This window comes from Nonomuraea sp. KM90 (assembly GCF_052246675.1).
Lineage (GTDB): Bacteria > Actinomycetota > Actinomycetes > Streptosporangiales > Streptosporangiaceae > Nonomuraea.
This window is the reverse complement of sequence record NZ_JBQQCB010000042.1, coordinates 17,162-35,750: the sequence shown is the minus strand read 5'-3', so window position 1 is coordinate 35,750 and position 18,589 is coordinate 17,162. Positions and strand designations below refer to the sequence as shown.

18 protein-coding genes are annotated in these 18,589 nt (G+C 72.5%); 7 read left to right on the top strand and 11 right to left on the bottom strand.

What is annotated here, in order from left to right:
• Positions 1-4 precede the first annotated feature (4 nt).
• Genes ACTWPW_RS32650 through ACTWPW_RS32640 form a run of 3 tightly spaced genes read right to left on the bottom strand, consistent with a single transcriptional unit; the run spans position 5 to position 3,092 of the window.
• Complete coding sequence (locus ACTWPW_RS32650; RefSeq protein WP_364120674.1) at positions 5-853, bottom strand: carbohydrate ABC transporter permease; 849 nt, start codon at positions 851-853, stop codon at positions 5-7.
• On the bottom strand, positions 850-1,809 hold the full coding sequence (locus ACTWPW_RS32645) for a carbohydrate ABC transporter permease (RefSeq protein WP_375113105.1): 960 nt from the start codon (positions 1,807-1,809) through the stop codon (positions 850-852). Before ACTWPW_RS32645 ends, ACTWPW_RS32650 begins: the two co-directional genes overlap by 4 nt.
• Positions 1,806-3,092: an extracellular solute-binding protein gene (locus ACTWPW_RS32640; protein ID WP_364120669.1), complete on the bottom strand. Its 1,287-nt coding sequence runs from the start codon at positions 3,090-3,092 to the stop codon at positions 1,806-1,808. Before ACTWPW_RS32640 ends, ACTWPW_RS32645 begins: the two co-directional genes overlap by 4 nt.
• 146 nt (positions 3,093-3,238) lie before the next feature.
• On the opposite strand from ACTWPW_RS32640, the gene ACTWPW_RS32635 reads away from it, so the two are divergent.
• The gene (locus tag ACTWPW_RS32635; RefSeq protein WP_443170861.1) at positions 3,239-4,249 is read left to right on the top strand and encodes a LacI family DNA-binding transcriptional regulator; all 1,011 of its coding nucleotides are present in this window, start codon (positions 3,239-3,241) and stop codon (positions 4,247-4,249) included.
• Positions 4,250-4,264: 15 nt separating this feature from the next.
• Here ACTWPW_RS32635 and ACTWPW_RS32630 read toward each other — a convergent pair whose 3' ends face one another.
• From ACTWPW_RS32630 to ACTWPW_RS32620, 3 genes are read right to left on the bottom strand one after another with little or no spacing between them, the layout of a single operon-like run.
• Positions 4,265-5,782 carry a protein kinase domain-containing protein gene (locus ACTWPW_RS32630; RefSeq protein WP_443170860.1) on the bottom strand — a complete coding sequence of 506 codons (1,518 nt, stop codon included), beginning with the start codon at positions 5,780-5,782 and terminating at the stop codon, positions 4,265-4,267.
• Positions 5,783-5,810: 28 nt separating this feature from the next.
• Positions 5,811-6,623, bottom strand: coding sequence for an alpha/beta fold hydrolase (locus ACTWPW_RS32625; RefSeq protein WP_375113109.1), 813 nt, complete (start codon positions 6,621-6,623; stop codon positions 5,811-5,813).
• Between the two features lie 45 nt (positions 6,624-6,668).
• Positions 6,669-7,109: a MarR family transcriptional regulator gene (locus ACTWPW_RS32620; protein WP_375113110.1), complete on the bottom strand. Its 441-nt coding sequence runs from the start codon at positions 7,107-7,109 to the stop codon at positions 6,669-6,671.
• Between the two features lie 41 nt (positions 7,110-7,150).
• On the opposite strand from ACTWPW_RS32620, the gene ACTWPW_RS32615 reads away from it, so the two are divergent.
• Positions 7,151-7,504, top strand: a complete 354-nt coding sequence (locus tag ACTWPW_RS32615) for a nucleotide pyrophosphohydrolase (RefSeq protein WP_364120658.1) — start codon at positions 7,151-7,153, stop codon at positions 7,502-7,504.
• 99 nt (positions 7,505-7,603) lie between these two features.
• Here ACTWPW_RS32615 and ACTWPW_RS32610 read toward each other — a convergent pair whose 3' ends face one another.
• Positions 7,604-9,106 carry an MFS transporter gene (locus tag ACTWPW_RS32610; RefSeq protein ID WP_443170859.1) on the bottom strand — a complete coding sequence of 501 codons (1,503 nt, stop codon included), beginning with the start codon at positions 9,104-9,106 and terminating at the stop codon, positions 7,604-7,606.
• A 94-nt stretch (positions 9,107-9,200) separates the two neighbouring features.
• Between ACTWPW_RS32610 and ACTWPW_RS32605 the strand changes: the two genes are divergently transcribed.
• Positions 9,201-12,398 carry a BTAD domain-containing putative transcriptional regulator gene (locus ACTWPW_RS32605; protein WP_443170858.1) on the top strand — a complete coding sequence of 1,066 codons (3,198 nt, stop codon included), beginning with the start codon at positions 9,201-9,203 and terminating at the stop codon, positions 12,396-12,398.
• Between the two features lie 24 nt (positions 12,399-12,422).
• On the opposite strand, the gene ACTWPW_RS32600 is transcribed toward ACTWPW_RS32605, so the two are convergent.
• Entirely contained in the window at positions 12,423-12,881 is a 459-nt protein-coding gene (locus tag ACTWPW_RS32600) for an SRPBCC family protein (RefSeq protein ID WP_443170857.1), read from the bottom strand.
• Between the two features lie 103 nt (positions 12,882-12,984).
• On the opposite strand from ACTWPW_RS32600, the gene ACTWPW_RS32595 reads away from it, so the two are divergent.
• The 4 genes from ACTWPW_RS32595 (at position 12,985) to ACTWPW_RS32580 (ending at position 16,649) form a co-directional block, all read left to right on the top strand.
• A complete protein-coding gene (locus tag ACTWPW_RS32595; protein WP_375113114.1) occupies positions 12,985-14,199 on the top strand; it encodes an amidohydrolase family protein in 1,215 nt (404 codons plus the stop codon).
• Between the two features lie 22 nt (positions 14,200-14,221).
• Positions 14,222-15,253 carry an alpha/beta hydrolase-fold protein gene (locus tag ACTWPW_RS32590; RefSeq protein ID WP_443170856.1) on the top strand — a complete coding sequence of 344 codons (1,032 nt, stop codon included), beginning with the start codon at positions 14,222-14,224 and terminating at the stop codon, positions 15,251-15,253.
• Between the two features lie 85 nt (positions 15,254-15,338).
• Positions 15,339-15,953: a hypothetical protein gene (locus tag ACTWPW_RS32585; RefSeq protein WP_375113117.1), complete on the top strand. Its 615-nt coding sequence runs from the start codon at positions 15,339-15,341 to the stop codon at positions 15,951-15,953.
• 15 nt (positions 15,954-15,968) lie between these two features.
• Entirely contained in the window at positions 15,969-16,649 is a 681-nt protein-coding gene (locus ACTWPW_RS32580) for a helix-turn-helix domain-containing protein (protein ID WP_443170855.1), read from the top strand.
• Here the strand turns inward: ACTWPW_RS32580 and ACTWPW_RS32575 are convergent.
• The 3 genes from ACTWPW_RS32575 to ACTWPW_RS32565 are packed head-to-tail and all read right to left on the bottom strand — an operon-like array spanning position 16,633 to position 18,498.
• Positions 16,633-17,292 (bottom strand): alpha-ketoglutarate-dependent dioxygenase AlkB family protein, encoded by a 660-nt coding sequence (locus ACTWPW_RS32575; RefSeq protein WP_443170854.1) that lies wholly within the window; start codon positions 17,290-17,292, stop codon positions 16,633-16,635. The genes ACTWPW_RS32580 and ACTWPW_RS32575 overlap by 17 nt on opposite strands.
• A 4-nt stretch (positions 17,293-17,296) precedes the next feature.
• Positions 17,297-18,010, bottom strand: a complete 714-nt coding sequence (locus ACTWPW_RS32570; protein WP_375113120.1) for a 2OG-Fe(II) oxygenase — start codon at positions 18,008-18,010, stop codon at positions 17,297-17,299.
• On the bottom strand, positions 18,007-18,498 hold the full coding sequence (locus ACTWPW_RS32565) for a methylated-DNA--[protein]-cysteine S-methyltransferase (protein ID WP_443170853.1): 492 nt from the start codon (positions 18,496-18,498) through the stop codon (positions 18,007-18,009). Before ACTWPW_RS32565 ends, ACTWPW_RS32570 begins: the two co-directional genes overlap by 4 nt.
• Positions 18,499-18,589: the final 91 nt, after the last annotated feature.

Sequence of the window (18,589 nt, the reverse complement as noted above, 5' to 3'; positions counted from 1 at the left end):
GAAGTCACCCCTTCGTGGCACCCGCGGTGAGGCCACCGACCAGGTGTCGTTCCGCTATGGCGTAGAACCCGAGCGCGGGCACCATGGCCAGGATCAGATAGGCCAGGATGCGGGCGGTGTCGGAGGCGTACTGGCCCTGGAACTGCTGGATGCCGAGCGGCAGCGTCCAGCTCACCTCCTCGCTGAACACCACCAGCGGCAGCATGAAGTTGTTCCAGCTCCCGACGATGGCCAGGACCGAGACGGTGGCGATCGCGGGCCGGGCCATCGGCAGCAGGATCCGCCAGAAGAACCCGAACGGCGTGCACCCGTCGATGGTGGCCGCCTCCTCGATCTCGCCCGGGATGCTGCGGAAGAAGCCGCGCAGGATGATGATCGTCAGCGGCAGCCCGAAGGCGGCCTGCGTCAGGATCACGCCGAGCGGGTTGTCCAGCAGCCCGAACGTGCGCAGCAGCACGAAGATGGGCAGGATGGCCACCGCGAACGGGAACATCAGCCCGGCGGTGAACATCGTGAAGAACAGCTCCCTGCCGCGGAAGGCGAACCTGGCGAAGACGAACCCCGCCAGCGCCGACAGCGCGACGGTCAGCACGGTCGTGGCCACGGCGATGAACATGCTGTTCCACATCTGCCGCCAGAACGACCCGGAGCCCAGCACGTCGGTGTAGTTGGCCGTCACCCACGTCTCGGGCAGGCCGAAGGGGTTGGCGGACAGCTCGCTGTTCTCCTTGAAACCGCCGATCAGCGCGTAGACCACCGGGATGACCATGAACGCGCCCACGATCAACGCGATCACGTGCAGGGGCAGCGTCTTGCGCCGCCGCCTGGCCGGCTTGATCTTCCCGTGGTTCATCTGCGGCCTCCCAGGGAGGTCGTCGCGCCCTCCAGGTCACGGCGCATGACGAAACGCTGGTAGATGAGGGCGAAGACGAGGCTGAGCGCGAACATCACGACGCTGATCGCGCTGGCGTAGCCGACCTGGGAGCGCTTGAACCCCCAGTCCATCATGGTGACCGCCATCGTCTCCGAGGAGTGCGAGGGCCCGCCGCCGGTGAGGATCCAGACCAGGTCGAAGAGCTGGATCGTGTAGATCACGGACAGGAAGATGCTGATCCGGATCGTCGGGCCGAGCAGCGGCAGCGTGACGTACCTGAACGTCTTCCACCCCGTGGCCCCGTCGATCTGGGCGGCCTCGATGAGCTCGTTCGGGATGTTCTGCCGCCCGGCGAGATAGATCATCATGTGGAAGCCGAAGTACTTCCAGGTCATGACCAGGAAGAGCGACGGCATCACGGTGTCGGGATTGGCCAGCCACTCCGACTCGAACCCGACGATCGACAGGAGCTGGTTCGCCATGCCCGCGTCAGGGGCGAGGATCAGCGAGAACAGCACGCCCGTGATGACCTCGGACAGCACGTACGGGGCGAAGAACAGCACCCGGTACAACGCCCGCCCGCGCATGCGCTGGTTCAGCAGCATGGCGATGGCCAGCGAGAACGGCAGCTGCACGAAGATCGACAGCAGGACGAGGACCAGCAGGTGCCACAGGTCCTGCGCGAAGATCTCGCTGCTGAACAGCCGGGTGAAGTTGTCCATCCCGATGAAGTTGGTCGGCAGGCCGCCGAAGCCGTTCCACCTGAACACGCTCGAATAGAGGGCCACCAGCATGGGGGCCACGACCAGCATCAGGAAGAGCACCATGGCGGGCAGCAGGAACAGGGCGATGGTCACCCAGCGACCGCGACGCCTGCCGACAGGGGTGGGGGCCGGAAGCTGGACCGCCTCCGGCCCTCTCGTGAGTGTCGTCATCCCTCGCTCTTGGCCACTTCTGTGATGTCCGCGCCGACCTCTTCCGGTGTCTTCGTACCGGCGATCAGCTCGGCCACGCTGTCGTTGACCTGCTGGCCGACGGCCGGCGGGTAGGCCTGGTCCAGGTAGAGCTGGTAGCCGCTGGCACCGGCCAGCAGCGTCGCCACCTGCTTGAGGTTGGGGTCCTTGACCGCGCTCTCCTCGCCCTTGAGCACCGGCAGCACGCCACCGGACTCGACGGCCTTGGAGTGGTTGCCCATCTCGGTCATGAACTTGACGAAGTCCAGGGCCTCCTTCGGCGCGTCCGCGCCCACGGCCAGCCCGCCGCCGCCGCCGAAGGCGTCACCGGCCGAGCCCTTGCCGCCCTCGACGGCCGGGAAGGGGAAGAACCCGAGATCGTCGCCGAGACCCTTGCCCGAGTCGGCCTGCACGCTCGGCGCCCACTGGCCCATCAGCTCCATGGCCGCCTTGCCGTTGCTCACGGTGGCGGACTGGCCGTCAGGGGTGGAGTACGCCGCGCCCAGGAAGCCCTTCTGGAACGGCTGGAGGTCCGCCAGCGCCTTCACCTGCTGGCCGGCCGCCACGAAGTCGGGCTTGGTGAAGTCGTGGTCGGTGGCCGCCTGCTTGAGCGCGTCCAGGCCGGCGATGCGCAGGGCGAGGTAGGCCCAGTAGTAGTGGCCGGGCCACTTCTCCTTGCCGGCCAGGGCGATCGGGGTGACCCCCGCGGCCTTGAGCTTCTTGACGTCCTCGAGGAACGCCGACCAGGTGGCCGGCGGCTCGGTGATGCCTGCCTTTTCGAAAAGTTTCTTGTTGTACCAGAAACCCACCAAGCCGATGTCGGTCGGCAGACCGTACGTCTTGCCGTCGATCTGGTACGCGCTGAGCGCCGCCGGCGTGAAGGTGGGCAGCACGTCCGCGACGTCGCCGGAGATGTCCTTGACCAGTCCCGCGTCGATCTGCTGCTTGAGCACGCCGCCGCCCCACGAGGCGAACACGTCCGGCGCGTTGCCCGACTGCGTGATCGTGGTGAGCTTGGCCTTGTACGCGTCGTTCTCCAGAACCGTCGCCTTGATCGTGACGTGCGGGTTCTTCGCCTCGAACTCCTTGGCGCGCTGTGCCCAGAGGGACTTGAGCGGCTCGGCGGTCGACAGGTGCCACCACTCCAGCGTGACCTTGGCGGGGGAGCCGCCGCCGCTCTGCTGTGGGGCCGTCTCCCCGCCGCCGCCACCTCCGCAACCGGCCACGAGCACGGCGATGGCGACTAACACCAGACTGCGTTTCATAGGGGTCCCTTCCTCAGCGATTGACGAAAGTTTCGTGAACCCCCCGATAATTTCTTTGCCGTGATCGTAGGTAAACGCCATGTAAAGCGTCAACACCTCCAGGGCGAGCGATCCCAAACCGAAACTTTCGGATACACTCCCGATTTGTGTCAGCGAAGAGGCGGGTCACGATCGCACTGATCGCGGAGGAGGCCGGGGTCTCCATCCCGACGGTCTCGAAGGTCATCAACGGGCGTCCGGAGGTCGCGCCGGCGACCCGCCACAGGGTGGAGCGGCTCCTGCAGGAGCACGGCTACCAGCGGCGCATCAGCCAGGACGACACGCCGGCCGGCCTGGTGGACCTCGTCTTCGCGGAGATCGAGTCGCCCTGGGCCATGGAGATCGTCCGCGGTGCGGAGAGCGCCGCCCACGATGCCGGGGCCAGCGTCGTCATCTCGGTCCTGCACACGCACGCGGGCCCCGGCCGTGACTGGCTGGAGCGCCTGGCGGCCAGGCGGACGGACGGCGTCGTGATAGTGGCCTCGCGGCTCTCGACCGGCATCCAGGCCCAGCTCAGCGCCCGCTCCCTGCCGTTCGCGGTGGTGGACCCGGAGGGCGAGCCCGCGCCTGGGGTCGTCTCGGTCGGGGCGACCAACTGGAACGGCGGCCTGGCGGCGACCCGGCACCTCCTGGAGCTCGGGCACCGGCGGATCGGCATGATCAGCGGCCCGGCGGACATGTTGTGCAGCCAGGCCCGGATAGACGGTTACCGGGCGGCGCTGGAGACGGCTGGGGTGCCCGTGGTGCCCGACCTGATCAGGCGCGGCACGTTCCTCGTCGACTCGGGCCACGACCAGGGCCACGCCCTGCTCTCCCTCGCCGACCCGCCCACGGCCATCTTCGCCGGGAGCGACCTGATGGCGTTCGGCGTGTTCGAGGCGGCCCGGCAGCGCGGGCTCCGGGTCCCGGAGGACCTGAGCGTGGTGGGCTTCGACGACCTGCCGCTGGCGAAGTCGGCCTGGCCCCCGCTGACGACGGTACGCCAGCCGCTCCAGGAGATGGCGGCGCTGGCCACCCGTACGGTGCTGGCGATGGGCCACGGCGACGTCCCGGAGACCAAGCGCGTGGAACTGTCGACGGAGCTGATCGTCCGGGAGAGCACCGCCCGCCACGTGTAGGCCGCGCCCAGCCGGTCAGTGGAAGAAGGACCTGCGGGGTTCCTGGCCGTTCAGGCCGGCGACGCAGCGGTAGAAGCGCACCCCGTCCTCGAACTGGGCCTGGGACGGCGGCATGACATCGGCCCGCCACCGGGTCGCGCCGATGGTCCTGGCCGTGCCGGTCCGGGTGGCCAGCAGGACCGAGCGGCTGCAGACGCGCTTCACCGTCGGGTGCTTGGCGAGGTCCTGCTGGACGTACGTCTCGGCGTCCTGCGGGATCGGGGCGACCGCGAACGTCTCCCACGCATGCGTCTCCTCGCACCCGAGCCGCCTGGCCTTCGTGTCGCCCGTGATGATGACCAGGCCACTCCAGCACTCCGACTCCCGCACGCAGGCCGCCCCGCCGCCGCGTACCTTGGCCGCCGGGCAGTTCTCGGTGTAGGTGTCGAGCCCTTGGAAAGCGCCGGCCTCCTTGGGCTTCGTGGTGCCGGTGTCCGGTGCGGCCTGCCTGGTCTCCGGGGTCCGGGTGACCTGGCCGTGGATGAACACCCCGGCGCCGGTCGCGATCACCAGGGTCAGGGCGGCGATGATCGCGAGCAGGGCCTTGTTGACCCCGCGCGGCGCGGGCGGCCTGGTGTCCGTCGGGGTGCCGGGCGGCGGGTTCGTGGCCTGCGGGGGGAAGGCGGGCCGCTGAGGGCTCACGTGGGAAGGGACGGGCGCGGCCACGTGGCTTCCGGAGGGCTGCTCGGGGGAGCGCGCCAGGGGGACGGCGGCGAGGGCGTCGCGGAGGGCGGCCGCGCTCGGGGTGCGCTCCCGGAGGTCGGTGGCCAGGGCCCGCCGGAGCACGGCGGTCAGGTCCGGTGGCACGCCGGGGATGTCCGGGACGGGGAGGCGGTGCAGGGCGAGGATCATCGCCACGTTGGGCACGCCGCTCTCCGGGAAGCGGGGCGGGCGGCCGGACAGCAGCGCGTAGACGGTGGCCGCCAGCGCGTACACGTCCGCGGCCGGCGACGGCTCGGCCAGTTCGAACGCCTCGGGCGGGGCGTAGGAGGGGGTGAGCGACTCGCGGGTCACCGAGGCGTCGGGGCCGGAGGCCGGCATGGTGGCCAGCCCGAAGTCGGACAGCGCCACCTGGCCGTACCGGTTGAGCAGGATGTTGCCCGGCTTCACGTCGCGGTGCAGCACCCCCTGAGCGTGCGCGGCCGCGAGCGCGTCGGCGATGCGCACGCCCACGTCGCGCGCCTCGGCCGGGGAGAGGCGCCGCCCGGCCAGCGAGCCCCCGGGGCACAGCTCCAGCACCATGTACGGCCGCCCGTCCGGCAGCAGCCCGGCGTCATAGACGGGCACCACGTGCGGATGGCCGGACAGCGCGCCCGCCGCCGTGACCTCGCGCATGAACCGGCGCCGGTCGCGGTCGGACAGCAGCACCCGGTTGTCGACCTTGAGCGCGACCTCGCGGCCGACGGCCGACTGCAGGGCGAGGTAGACCACACCGAAGCCGCCCTGACCGAGCACGCCCTTGATCTCGTAACCGGGCACGGATAAGTCGGACACGCGTCGGAAGCGTACACGGTGGGTGCGCCTAGGCGGCGGACTGGACGACCTCGCGCAGGCGGGCGGCGTACGCGCGCGGATGGCTGAGGTTGCCGTTGTGCCCGCCGGGGAACTCGGCGACCTCGGTGCCCAGCAGCCGCGCCAGCTCGACCGCGCACCGGTGGTCGAAGACGGTGCGCGGCGTGGCCCGGCCGGCCGCCGGCACGATGCGAACCTGGCGGCCCGGCAGGTCGAGGTCGTCCTCCATGACCGCGCGGAAGTCGTGGCGGATGAAGAAGTCGAAGCCGGCCCGCCGCTGGGGCGTCATGGGCTGCGGGGTCAGGCCGGGCTCGGCGTCGTCGCCGGTGATGCCGAGGACCCGCGCGATCTCCGCGAGCGCGGCCGGGAGACCGGCTGCGAGGTAGAGGTCGCGGAGCTCGGCCAGCTCCGCCACGTGCCGCGCCCGCTCGGCGGCCGGGAGCAGCCAGGGCGAGACGGGCTCGTGGGCGACGAGCAGGCTGAGCTGCTCGGGGTGGCGGGCGGCCAGGTGGAGGCCGATCGAGGCGCCCATGCTCTGGCCGAGCATGATGACGGGCCGGTCGGTGAGGTGGGCCAGCAGCCGGTGCACGTCGTCGGCGTGCTGCCGCACGCTCACGCCCGGGTGGGGGGCGTCGATCGTGCTGCGGTTAAGCCCGCGCCGGTCGTAGGTGATGACGGTGTGGTCGTCCGCGAGCCGGTCCACCAGATCCACGCTCCGGCCGGCGTCGCCCTCGCCGCTCTGCGAGATGAGCAGGTACGGCCCGGTGCCGCGCGTCTCGTAGTAGAGGCTGGCTCCGGGCACGCGCAAGATGTCGGCGTTCATGCCGACAATCTAATCCATCATTTTCGATGTATCAAGTTTGATGGATTAGTCCCGTAGCTTCGGGATGAGCTGATCCGCCAGCTCCTCCAGCGCCGCCACGGCCCGGCCCACCCGCTCCGGGTCGTCCGTGCCCAGCGCGGCGGCCAGCGCGGCGTCGATCGGGGTGTCGCGGACCCGGGTCACCCGCTCCGACACGGCGGGCGCCTCGCGGATGATCGTGCGCCGGCGGTCCCGGGGGTCGGTCTCGGCCGTCACGGCGCCCGCCGTGCGCAGCCGCGCGATGGCGGCGGACACGGCGCTCTGCGGCAGGCCCGTACGGGCGGCGATCTCGCCCACCGTGGTGTCGGGGTGCCCGCGCAGGTCGCTCACCACGATCAGGACCGTACGCACGCTCGCCGAGTGCTCGCCGATGCCCTCGGTCGGCATCGCCTCCTCGCCGATCTTCATCAGCGTCCGGCCCAGCAGGAACAGTTCGACCCCATTCACGAGCAGCAACATACAGGCGCGGGTCGGTAGGGTCCTGTGGCGTGACGACGGAGTTGGAGTGCCTTGCCGAGCGGCTGCGCGAGTTCGCGCGGGTCAGGGAGTGGGAGCGGTTCCACACGCCGAAGAACCTGGCGATGGCGCTGGCCGGGGAGGTCGGGGAGCTGGTGGCGGAGTTCCAGTGGCTCACGGCCGAGGAGTCCGCGGACCCCGATCCGGAGACGCTGGCCAGGATGCGTACGGAGCTGGGCGACGTGACCCTCTACCTGGTGCGGCTGGCCGACGTCCTGGGGGTGGACCTGGTGGCGGCGGCGCGGGCCAAGCTCGACGACAACGACCGCCGCTACGACGCCGAGCGCTACCGCGGGTCGGCCAGGAAGGCGCCGCCGTCCCCGTGACCCAGGTGCAGGAAGGCGCCACCGTCCACCTGACGCAGGTGCAGGAAGGCGCCGCCGTCCACCTGACGCAGGTGCAGGAAGGCGCCGCCGTCCCCTGACTCAGGCGGCGGTGTCGTGTCGCCGGAGGATCACGAAGGCGGCGGCGGCCAGGACGAGGAAGGTGAGCGCGCTGATCGCGGCCACCGTGTTCAGGCCGGTCGTGAAGGCGGCACGGGCCACTTCGAGCAGGCCGGGCAGGTCCTCGGCGGCACTCACCGCGGCCGTGATGCTCTCGCGGGCCGCCTCCACCGGCAGGTGCTCGGGCAGCTCGCCCCGGTAGACGGCGGTGCCCAGGCTGCCCATCGCGGCCACGCCCACCGCCACGCCGAACTCGCCGCTCGTCTCCGTCACCGACGCCGCCGACCCGGCCTTCTCCGGCGGCGCGGCCATCATGATGATGCCGTTGCCCACGCCCATCGGCAGCGCGATGCCCGCCGAGGCCAGGACCAGCCCCGCCACCACCAGGCCGGTGCCGCCGACGCTCGGGACCTGGGTGTGCAGGAACAGCCCCGCCGCGCCCAGCGTCAGGCCGGCGGCCATCACGTACGCGGCGCCGACCCGGCGGGCGATCGCCGGGGCCAGGGCCAGGGCGGCGATCATGGCCAGGTTCTGCGGGACCAGCCACAGCCCGGTCGCCAGCGGTGACAGCGCCTCGACGGTCTGCAGGTACTGGGTGGTCATCAGCGTCGTACCGGACATGACGACCCCGCCCAGCAGCATGATCCCCAGCGTGGCGGAGAAGGCCCGGTGGGCGAACAGGCTCAGGTCCAGCAGCGGGTCGGCGAGGCGGCGCTGGCGCCGGACGAACAGCGCGCCGAACGCCAGCCCGGCCACGATCGCCGCGACCGGCACCGGGTCCCAGCCGCCCCTGGCGACCTCCTTGAGGCCGTAGATGACCGGCAGGATGGTGGCGAGGGACAGCGCGACGCTGGCCGGGTCGAGCCGGCCGGTGGCGGGCTCGCGGTGCTCCGGCAGCAGCGTACGCGCCGCGACCAGCACCACCACCATGACCGGCACGCTCAGCAGGAACACCGACCCCCACCAGAAGTGCTCCAGCAGCACCCCGCCCACCAGCGGGCCGACCGTCATGCCGAGCATGAAGCAGCCGTACCAGAGCCCGATCGCCGTGCCCGCCTGCCCGGCGTCCCGGAACATGTTCCTGATCAGCGCCAGCGACGACGGCAGCAGCGTGGCCCCGGCGATCCCCAGCAGCGCCCGCGTGGCGATCAGCATCTCGGCGCTCACCGAGTACGCGGCCAGCACGGACGCCACCCCGAACGCCACGGCGCCGATCATCAGGAGCCGCCGCCGGCCGATCCGGTCGCCCAGCGTGCCCATGGTCACCAGGAATCCGGCCAGCATGAACGAGTAGATGTCCACGATCCAGAGCTGCTGCGGCCCGCTCGCCCCGAGCTCGGCGCTGAGGTGCGGGAGCGCCAGGTAGAGGACGCTGCCGTCGATGGAGAGCAGCAGGGCCACGGCGGCCAGGACCGCCAGCCCGATCCATTCGCGCCGCCCGGCAGCCGGTTCGGCAGCCGGCCCAGCGGTGGTTGCGGTGTTCATGTCGTGCCCCTTTCGGTTCCGGTGGCTCCACGGTGCGGGAAGGGGCTTCAGGAGCGCTTCTCGCGGGCTTACGACCGCGCATAAGGTGACGAGCATGCGATTTGGGGTGCTTGGGCCGCTGGCCGTCTGGACGGACGCCGGGGAGGCCGTCACGATTCCGGGTCTCAAGGTCCGGGCGCTGCTCGTGGACCTGCTCGTCCACGAGGGCCATCCGGTGTCCGTGGACCGGCTGGTCGACGACCTGTGGGGGGAGGACCCGCCGGCCAACCCGGCGGGCGCGCTGCAGGTGCGCGTCTCGCAGCTGCGCAAGGCGTTCGAGGACGCCGAGTCCGGCGGGAAGAACCTCGTCGTCTCCAGGGCCCCTGGCTACCTGCTGCGTACCGACGACGGCGCGGTGGACGCCATGCGCTTCGCGGAGCTGCTGGCCCGGGCCGAGGCCGCCGACAGCCCCAGGACCAGGGCGGGGCTGCTGGCCCGGGCCGAGGCCGCCGACAGCCCCAGGACCAGGGCGGGGCTGCTGTCGGACGCGCTGGCGCTGTGGCGTGGCCCCGCGTACGCGGACTTCGCCGACGAGGAGTACACCCGGTCGGCCGTCCACCGCCTGGAGGAGCAGCGGCTCTCGGCGCTGGAGCAGCACGCCGAGACCCGGCTGGAGCTCGGCGAGCACGGGCTGCTGGTGGGCGAGCTGGGCGACCTGGTGGCCCGGCATCCGCTCAGGGAGCGGCTGCGCGCCGTCCACATGCGGGTCCTGTACCGGGCGGGGCGGCAGAGCGAGGCGCTGGCCAGCTACGGCGAGCTGCGCGAGCGGCTGGCCGACGAGCTCGGTCTCGACCCCGGGCCGGAGCTGGTCGCGCTCCACCAGGCGATCCTCGGCCAGGACCCGGCGCTGAGCGTGCCCGCCGAGCGGCCCGTGACGAACCTGCCCGCCTCCGTCAGCAAGCTGATCGGCCGGGACGAGGCCCTGGCCGAGATCCGCGGGCTGGTCGAGGAGGAGCGGCTGGTGACGCTCACCGGCAGCGGCGGTGTCGGCAAGACCAGGCTGGCGGTGGAGGTCGCGAACCGGCTGGTGGACGGGTTCGCGGACGGGGCCTGGCTGGTCGCGCTGGACCAGGCGTCCCGCTCGCCCGCCGAGGCGATCCTGGCGGCCCTGGACATCAGGGAGGACGCCGCCCCGAAGGGGCCCGCCGACGGCGATCCGGCCGCGCAGCTGGCGGTCGTGCTCAAGCCCAGGCGGATGCTGCTCGTGCTGGACAACTGCGAGCACGTGGTCGAGCAGGTCGCCGAGCTGGCCGAGGTGCTCCTGCGGGCCTGTCCGGGCCTGCGCGTCCTGGCCACGAGCCGGGAGCCGCTGGCCGTGGCCGGCGAGGTGTTGTGGAGCGTCCCGCCGCTCGACGTGCCCGCGAGCGCCGACCTGGCCGCCATGGCGCGCTCCGACGCCGTACGGCTGTTCGTGACCAGGGCCGCCGCCTCCGCCCGCGGGTTCGCGCTCGAGGCGGGCAACGCGCAGGCCGTCGCCCAGCTCTGCCGCCGGCTCGACGGCATCCCATTGGCGCTGGAGCTGGCCGCCACGCGGGTGCGGGCGCTCGGCGTGCAGGGCGTGGTGGCCCGGCTGGACGACAGGTTCCGGCTGCTGGCCTCCGGCCAGCGTGGCGCGCCCGCCCGCCAGCAGACGCTCACCGCGGTGATCGACTGGAGCTGGGACCTGCTGTCCGAGGACGAGCGCGTGGTGCTGCGCCGCCTGGCCGTGCACGCCGACGGGTGCACGCTGGAGGCCGCCGAGTCCGTCTGCGCGGCGGACGACGACCTCGCGCTCGACGTGCTCGACCTGCTGGCCCGCCTGGTCGACCGCTCGCTGGTGGTGGTCGTGGACACCCCCGCCGGGGTCCGCTACCGGCTGCTGGAGTCGGTGTCCGAATACTGCGCGGCCAGGATGGCCGACGCCGGCGAGCTCGACCGCGTACGCCTCGCGCACCTGCGCCACTACCTGGCGCTGGCCGTACGCGCGGAGCCGGAGCTGTACGGGCACCAGCAGCGCGACTGGCTGCTGCGCCTGGACGCGGAGGCCGCCAACATGCGGGCGGCGCTCGACACGGCGGCGGCGCACGAGGACGCGAACAGCGCGGCCCGGCTGGTGAACGCGCTGGCCTGGCACTGGTTCCTGCGCGGCCGGCTGGCCGAGGGCCGCCGGGCTCTGGCGGCGGCGCTGGCGATCCCGGGGCCGCGGGACGGCGTACGCGCCAGGGCGGCGGCCTGGGCGGCCGGGTTCGCCCTCACCCTGGGCGAGCAGACCGACTGGAGACCCGTCCTGGAGGCGGTCGAGGACCCGGGGGAGCGCGCCAGGGCCGCGCTGTTCATCGCGCTGCACGTCGAGGACATGCAGACCGGGCAGGAGCTGAACGAGCGGGCGCTGGTCACGTTCAGGGAGCTCGGCGACCGGTGGGGCATCGCCACCGCGCTCAGCAGGCAGGCCATGGACGCCTTCACCCTGCGCGACATCGAGGCGCTGGAGCGGATCGGCGGGGAGAGCGCCCGGCTGTTCACCGAGCTGGGCGACCGGTGGGGGCTGCTGCGGGCGACCGAGTGGCTGGCGTCGGTGGCCGAGATGGCGCACGACTTCGACCGGGCCAACCGGCTGTTCGGCGAGGGCCTGCGGATGGCGGAGGACCTGGGGCTGTGGTCCGAGGTCGCCACGCACATCGCCTGGCTGGGCTGGGTCGCGATGCAGAGCGGCGACTACGACCGCGCCGTCGAGCTGTCCGGGCGGTCGCTGAAGATGGCGATCGCCCAGGGTTACATGCTGGCCTCGACCATGGCCGAGATGGGCCTGGCCTACGCCGCGCGCCGGTCGGGGGACCTGGAGCTGGCCGAGAAGCACCTGAACCACCTGCTCGAAGGGCTGTCCCGCGACCCCGACGCCGAGCCGGCCATGCACCTGCCGGACACGCTCATCGAGCTCGGCCACCTCATGGAGGCGCGGGGCGACCTGGCCACGGCCATGGAGCTGCACGCCGAGGCACTGGCCGCCATCCGGAAGATCGGCGATCCCCGGTCGGCGGTGGCCGCGGTGGAGGGCGCCGCCGCCGCGGCCGGTCCCACCGACCGGTCGGCCAGGCTGCTGGGCCTGGCGGCCGCGGCCAGGCAGCAGCACCAGCTGCCGGCCGGGCCGTCCGAGGCCGACCACGTCGAGCGGGTCACCGCGCGGACCCGCGACGGGATCGGGGAGGAGGCGTTCGCGGCCGCGTACGCGGAGGGGGCGACGTACAAGCTCGACGACGCCGAGCAGCTGTTCTGACCCCTGCTCCGGATCCGTGCCGCGTCACGCCAGGCGGGCGGGCGCCACGTGCTCGGCCAGGCGGTCGAAGAACTCGAGCCAGCCCGCCTTGGCCTGCTCGGCGTGCTCCTGGTCGGTGTTGACACCGTACTGGTGGAAGCACATCTCGGTCCTGCCGTCCACCTCCGTCAGGCGGATCGTCACGACGGACGCGGGCCCGTCACCGGGGGCGTCGGGGTCGCCCGTCGTGAACACCAGCCGCTCCGGCGCCACCACCTCCCGGTACGTGCCGTCCATCGTCACCTCGAACCCCTCGTCGCCCACCAGCGTCGTCCGCCAGATCCCGCCCGGCCGCGCGTCCAGGGTGATCCGGCCCACCGGCGTGGCCAGCGACGCGGGCCCGAACCAGCGGGAGAACCGCTCGGGCTCGGTCCAGGCGGCCCACACCAGCTCGCGGGGGGCGTCGAAGAGGCGGATGAGGTCGTACTCGGCGGTCTGGATCATCGTCCCGGTCCTTCCTGTTGGGCTCTGCGATGTCCTCAAAGGTGCCGCGCCCGGCTTACGATCCCCTTCTCGCGGCCTTTAGGCGCGTGGCAGGGTGGAGCACATGAGGATCATTCGCGCGGCCAAGGTGCTCACCGGGCGTCCCGGAGAAGTGATCCCGGACGGCGAGGTGCTCGTCGACGGGCCGCGGATCGTCTCCGTGGGGCCGCGCGGCAGCGCCGGCGAGGCGGACGAGGTCCTCGACCTGCCCGGCCACACGGTGCTGCCCGGGCTGGTCGACGCGCACGTGCACCTGGGGTTCGACGACAAGGTCGACCCGGTGACCCGGCGCAGCCCCGAGAGCGACCACCACCTGCTCCTGCGCATGGCCGAGAACGCCCGCAAGCTCGTCTCCGCCGGCGTCACCACCGCCCGCGACCTCGGCGCGCGCGGCTTCCTCGACCTGGCGTTACGCGACGCCATCGAGGAGGGCCTGACCGTCGGCCCGCACCTGGTGGCCGCCACCAGGCCGATCACCATCACCGGCGGCCACTGCTGGTACATGGGCGGCGAGGCCGACGACGAGCCCGCCATCCGCCGCGTGGCCAGGGAGAACCTGCGCGCGGGTGCCGACTGCCTGAAGGTGATGGCCTCCGGCGGCCAGATGACGCCGGGCGCGCCGCCGAGCTGGGTGCCGCAGTACGGCACCGAGCAGCTCCGCGTCGTCGTCGAGGAGGCCGCCACGCGCGGCAAGGGCGTCGCGGCCCACGCCCACGCCCACGCGGCGATCCGCAGCTCCGTCGAGGCCGGCGTCACCACCATCGAGCACTGCACGTTCTTCACCCCGTCGGGCCACCGCTACGACGCCAAGCTCGCCGACCTGGTCGCGGCCAGCGGCACGTACGTCTGCCCCACGGTGCACGGCGCGTTCTGGCGGATCCGCGAAGTGCACGGGGAGGAGATGCTGGACACCTGGCTGGCCGGGATCTCCGCGATGCGGGAGGCGGGCGTGCGGCAGATCGCGGGCACCGACTCCGGATTCGCGGTGGGCGGCATCGAGAACCGGACCGATGGGTACGTCGGGGGTCTGGAGGTCTTCGCGATGGCCGGCTACGGCAACGCGGAGATCATCGAGCTGGCCACCATGCTGGCCGCCGACGCCTGCGGGGTGGGGGAGGTGGCCGGCAGCCTCGATCCCGGCAAGCGCGCCGACCTCATCGCGGTCGCGGGCGACCCGCTCGAACGCATCTCCGACCTGCACAACCTGTCACTCGTGCTGGTCTCCGGCCGGTCCGTCGGCCAGGCGGACGTCGACACGGTGACCACGTCGGTCGGCTGACCCGTCCCCAGAAGGAGATCCCATGCTGCCCTGGTCCGCCGAGCTGGCCGGCCGCCTCGACCACCACGTCGTCGACAGCGCCCTGCTGCGCGGCAACCCGCTGGGCGACCCGCACGAGAGGCCGCTGGTGGTGTACGTCCCGCCGGGCTACGACGACGAGCCCGGCCGCCGCTACCCGTCCATCTACGTGCTGCTCGGCTACACCGGGCACGTCGCCATGTGGTTCAACCGGGCGCCGTTCCGGCAGCCGTACCCGGAGCTGGCCGACGCGATGTTCGCCGCCGGCGACGTGCCGCCCGCCATCGTCGTGTACGTGGACGCGTGGACCTCGCTCGGCGGCAGCCAGTATCTCGACTCGCCCGGCACCGGCCGCTACCACTCCTACCTGCGCGACGAGATCGTGCCGTACGTGGACGCGCGCTACCGCACGATCGCCGACCGCGACCACCGGGCCGTCACCGGCAAGTCGAGCGGCGGCTATGGCGCCATGGTGACCGCGATGCTGGCGCCCGACGTGTTCGGCGCGCTGGCCACGCACGCCGGGGACGCGCTGTTCGAGGTCTGCGCGCGGCGGTCGTTCCCCGAGCTGGCCCGCAGGCTGCGCGACATGTACGGCGGCTCGTACGACAAGTTCCTCGCCGACTTCCGCGGCCGGCTGGCCGGCACCAAGGAGGGCGACCTGGAGCTGCTGGAGATGTACGCCTACGCGGCCGCCTACTCCGCCGACGAGGACGGGACCGTGCGCATGCCGTTCGACGACACGGGCGCCGTCGTGCCGGAGGTGTGGCAGCGCTGGCTGGCCCGGGACCCGGTGGTGATGGCCGGGGAGCCGCGGCACGCCGAGGCGCTGCGGTCGATGCGCGCGATCTGGGTGGACGCCGGCAACCGGGACGAGTACTTCCTCGACTTCGGCGCCGTGGCGTTCCACCGGGCGGTGCGGGCGGCGGGCGTGCCGGGCGAGCGGGTCCACTTCGAGCTCTTCGACGCCGGTCACGGCGGCATCGAATACCGCTACCCGCTGGCCCTGGCCTGGCTCGCCCGCCGCCTCACGTAGCCCGCCGGGCGGCCCGCGATACTGCGGCAATACCTCCACATTTATCGGGCTGCCTCTGCACATGTGGTTCCTAGGCTGGGTTGCCGTGAGATGGCGGATCATCTGCGGGTTCCTGCTGCTGGGGATGGGTGTGCTGGGTCTGGCGCTCGTCGGCCTGGTCCTGCACTCCGGCTGGCTGCACACCGAGCTGTGGATCCTGGCGCCGTTCGTGCTGGTGGCCGCGATGTCCGCGTTCGTGGTGCTGACCGCCCCCGCGGTGGCCTTCGTGGCCGTTCGGGGACGGTCCGGTGTGATCAGCGCGACCTGCCTGCTCCTGGTCGCGGGCGTGGTGGCGCCCGCCGTCCTGGCGGTCTCTCCGGACCTGCGCGCCCGGGCGCGGTTCTACCTGGAACGGCCCGCGTTCGGCCGCGTGGTGGAGCTGGCCCGCGCGGGCCGGCTGGCCTCCGGGTCGTACCACGGGGCGCGGCTGCCCGGCGAGCTCTGCTTCGTCTCCGCGACCTGCGGCGTGGTGACCTGGCGGGCCGAGGACGGGGGACGGGTGCTGTTCGTGCCCGACCGGGTCGGCATCCCGGACGACGCCGTCGGGTACGCCCACTTCACCGGAGCGCCGCGCGGCGCCTACGACGGCTTCGGCGTGCGCGTCTGCCCGAGCTTCGAGCTCGCGGACGGCTGGTGGTGGCTCGATGCGTGTGGCGGGTGAGGCTAGGCTGCCCCAATGGAACTGATGGACCAGGTACGCGAGCTGCGCCGCCAGGGCAAGTCGCCCAAGGAGATCGCCCGCGCGCTCAAGGTCTCGCCGTCGGTCGTGGCGCCGCTGGTGCGGGCCGTGGCCGCCGAGACCACGGGCGCCGAAGAGGCCGAGGTGGCCGGCTGCTGGATCAACGTCGGCTGGAGCGAGGGGCTCGGCGTCGATCCCGCCCGCGGATGGGTGGACCAGGCCCCCGCCAGCGGGGTGGGCGGCATGGTCAGCGTGCTCGTCGCCCGGCGGCACACCTGGGACCGGCTGTCGGTCTGCGGCTACCTGGCCGACGTCTACTGCCTGGGCGTGAAGAACGCCATCGGCCCCGACGTGCTCGACGACCGCGACCTGGCGCGCTTCCGCGAATACTTCTTCGGCGAGTACGCGGGCTGGCAGGAGGCGCCGATCGAGCTGGCCAGGCACCTGCTGTTCGGCTCGATCGACTACGCGCGCACGTTCGGGTTCGAGCCGCACGACGACTTCGGGCCCGGCGCCGACCTGCTGGGCAAGTGGGAGGGCGGCTCGGCGATCACGTTCGGCCGCGACGGCCGGCCCTTCTACGTCGAAGGGCCCGGCGACGACCCGGCCAAGGTGCTGCGCACGCTGCGGCGCACGCTCTCCGACGACGAGTTCGACTACGTCACCGTAGGCCGGTGACGCGCATCGTGAGGTTGAGGCGGCCGGAGGCCAGCCCGGTGGCGGGATCGCCGGTGCCCGGGTAGACCTTCGGCACGCCGTGGTAGGCGAAGCGGGACGGCCCGCCGAACACGAACAGGTCGCCCGAGGCGAGCCGGACGTCGGTGTACGGCCGCCCGCGCGTCTCGGTGTTGCCGAAGCGGAACACGCAGGCGTCACCGATGCTCAGCGACACCACCGGGGCGTCGGACTTCTCGTCCTTGTCCTGGTGCATCCCCATCTTCGCCTGGCCGTCGTAGAAGTTGATCAGCGCGGTGTCGGGCTCGTACGCCTCGGCGGGGTGCTCCTGGCCGTAGGCGTCGGCCAGGGCGCGGCGGCCCAGCTCGCCCAGCCACGCCGGGAACTCCGCCACCTGGCGCCCGTTCACGTCGTGGGCGAGCCGGGTGTACCTGTACGGCTGCCAGTGCCACCCCAGGCAGACGGTCTGCACCGACATGACCCCGCCCCTGGGCAGCACGGTGTGCCGGATCGGCACGGGCCCGGTCGCCCACTCGCGGCACGCCTGGACGAGGTGCCGCTGCTCGTCGAGCGTCAACCACCCGGGGACGTGGACGGCCCCTGGCGCGACCTCCCTCATCGGCAGTGGAATCACGATCTTTCCCATGAAGTCACTTGGCGTCGTGGAAGACCAGCCCCAGCGTATGCCGCAGCCCCGACCGTACGGTGCTCACCCCGTGCCGCACGGGCGAGGCCGACCACCCCCGCGAGGAGCGCACGGGCCGGTCCCGGGTGGTGAAGATCAGCCCGTGCCCCTGCGGCAACAGCGTCACCGTGCCCCGCGACTGGGCCCGGGGCCGCTGCTCCACCAGCAGGAACTCGCCCCCGGTGTAGTCCTCGCCGGGCCGGTCCAGCCCGATCACGACCTGCAGCGGGAACACCAGGTCCCCGTACAGGTCTCGGTGCAGGGCGTTCCAGTCGTTCTCCCGGTAGCGCAGCAGGATGGGCGTCGGCCTGGTCTGCCCGGCCCGGTGGCACATGTCCAGCCACTCGCCGAAGTCGTCCGGCCAGGGCGCGGGCTGCCCCAGCCGGGCCGCCCAGTCGCGGGCGATCGGCAGCAGCCGGGGATAGAACGCCGCCCGCAGCCGCTCGACCAGCGGCGGGAGCGGGTGGCCGAAATACCGGTACTGTCCGGCGCCGAACCGGTAGCGCTCCATGTCGATGGTGGCCCGGAAGAACCCGGTCTCGTCGTACAGGCCGGCGATCTCCGCGCACTCCTCGGCGGTGAGCACCGGGGGCGTCAGCGCGCACCCGTACGCGTCGAGCTCGCCCGCCAGCTTCCCCCAGTCTGCCGCGTCGACCCGCTCGGCCTCCATGAGCCTCATGAGAGCACGCTCCAGAGCTGCGGCTGCAGGGCGCCTTCGAGCGTGAGCAGCGCGTGCTTGCGTTCGAGGCCGCCCGCGTACCCGGTCAGCGCGCCGTTCGCGGCGACCACGCGGTGGCAGGGCAGGACGACGAGCAGCGGGTTCGCGCCGACGGCCGCGCCGACCGCCCGGATCCGGTCCGCGGGCGCGCCGACGCGGGCGGCCAGCGCGCCGTAGGTGGTCGTGGTGCCGTACGGGATCGTCGCCACCTCCGCCCACACCCGCTCCTGGAACGCGGTCCCGCGCGGGCCGAGGGGCAGGTCGAAGGAGGTGCGCTCGCCCGCGAAATACTCGCCGAGCTGCCGCTCCGCCGCCGCGAACGCGAGCGGCTCGCGCCGCCACCCCGCCCGCACCGCGGACAGGTCGAACGAGACGCGGGTCAGCGCCGTGCCGTCCCCGGCGAGCAGGATCTCGCCCACCGGGCTGTCGATCGTGGTGTAGATGTCCATACCATCTTCAACACCGCCGCCCCCTCGGAAGTCAGCGGTTTTCGGACATCGCGGCCACCCTTTCCGCGCCCGGTTGGACGATGCCCGGCCG

Excerpts from the sequence above, each read along its gene's own strand:
- ACTWPW_RS32650 (WP_364120674.1), bottom strand. The coding sequence starts at position 853 with ATGAACCACGGGAAGATCAAGCCGGCCAGGCGGCGGCGCAAGACGCTG.
- ACTWPW_RS32645 (WP_375113105.1), bottom strand. The coding sequence starts at position 1,809 with ATGACGACACTCACGAGAGGGCCGGAGGCGGTCCAGCTTCCGGCCCCC.
- ACTWPW_RS32640 (WP_364120669.1), bottom strand. The coding sequence starts at position 3,092 with ATGAAACGCAGTCTGGTGTTAGTCGCCATCGCCGTGCTCGTGGCCGGT.
- ACTWPW_RS32625 (WP_375113109.1), bottom strand. The coding sequence starts at position 6,623 with ATGAACGCCGACATCTTGCGCGTGCCCGGAGCCAGCCTCTACTACGAG.
- ACTWPW_RS32610 (WP_443170859.1), bottom strand. The coding sequence starts at position 9,106 with ATGAACACCGCAACCACCGCTGGGCCGGCTGCCGAACCGGCTGCCGGG.
- ACTWPW_RS32605 (WP_443170858.1), top strand. The coding sequence starts at position 9,201 with ATGCGATTTGGGGTGCTTGGGCCGCTGGCCGTCTGGACGGACGCCGGG.
- ACTWPW_RS32600 (WP_443170857.1), bottom strand. The coding sequence starts at position 12,881 with ATGATCCAGACCGCCGAGTACGACCTCATCCGCCTCTTCGACGCCCCC.
- ACTWPW_RS32595 (WP_375113114.1), top strand. The coding sequence starts at position 12,985 with ATGAGGATCATTCGCGCGGCCAAGGTGCTCACCGGGCGTCCCGGAGAA.
- ACTWPW_RS32590 (WP_443170856.1), top strand. The coding sequence starts at position 14,222 with ATGCTGCCCTGGTCCGCCGAGCTGGCCGGCCGCCTCGACCACCACGTC.
- ACTWPW_RS32580 (WP_443170855.1), top strand. The coding sequence starts at position 15,969 with ATGGAACTGATGGACCAGGTACGCGAGCTGCGCCGCCAGGGCAAGTCG.
- ACTWPW_RS32575 (WP_443170854.1), bottom strand. The coding sequence starts at position 17,292 with ATGGGAAAGATCGTGATTCCACTGCCGATGAGGGAGGTCGCGCCAGGG.
- ACTWPW_RS32570 (WP_375113120.1), bottom strand. The coding sequence starts at position 18,010 with ATGAGGCTCATGGAGGCCGAGCGGGTCGACGCGGCAGACTGGGGGAAG.
- ACTWPW_RS32565 (WP_443170853.1), bottom strand. The coding sequence starts at position 18,498 with ATGGACATCTACACCACGATCGACAGCCCGGTGGGCGAGATCCTGCTC.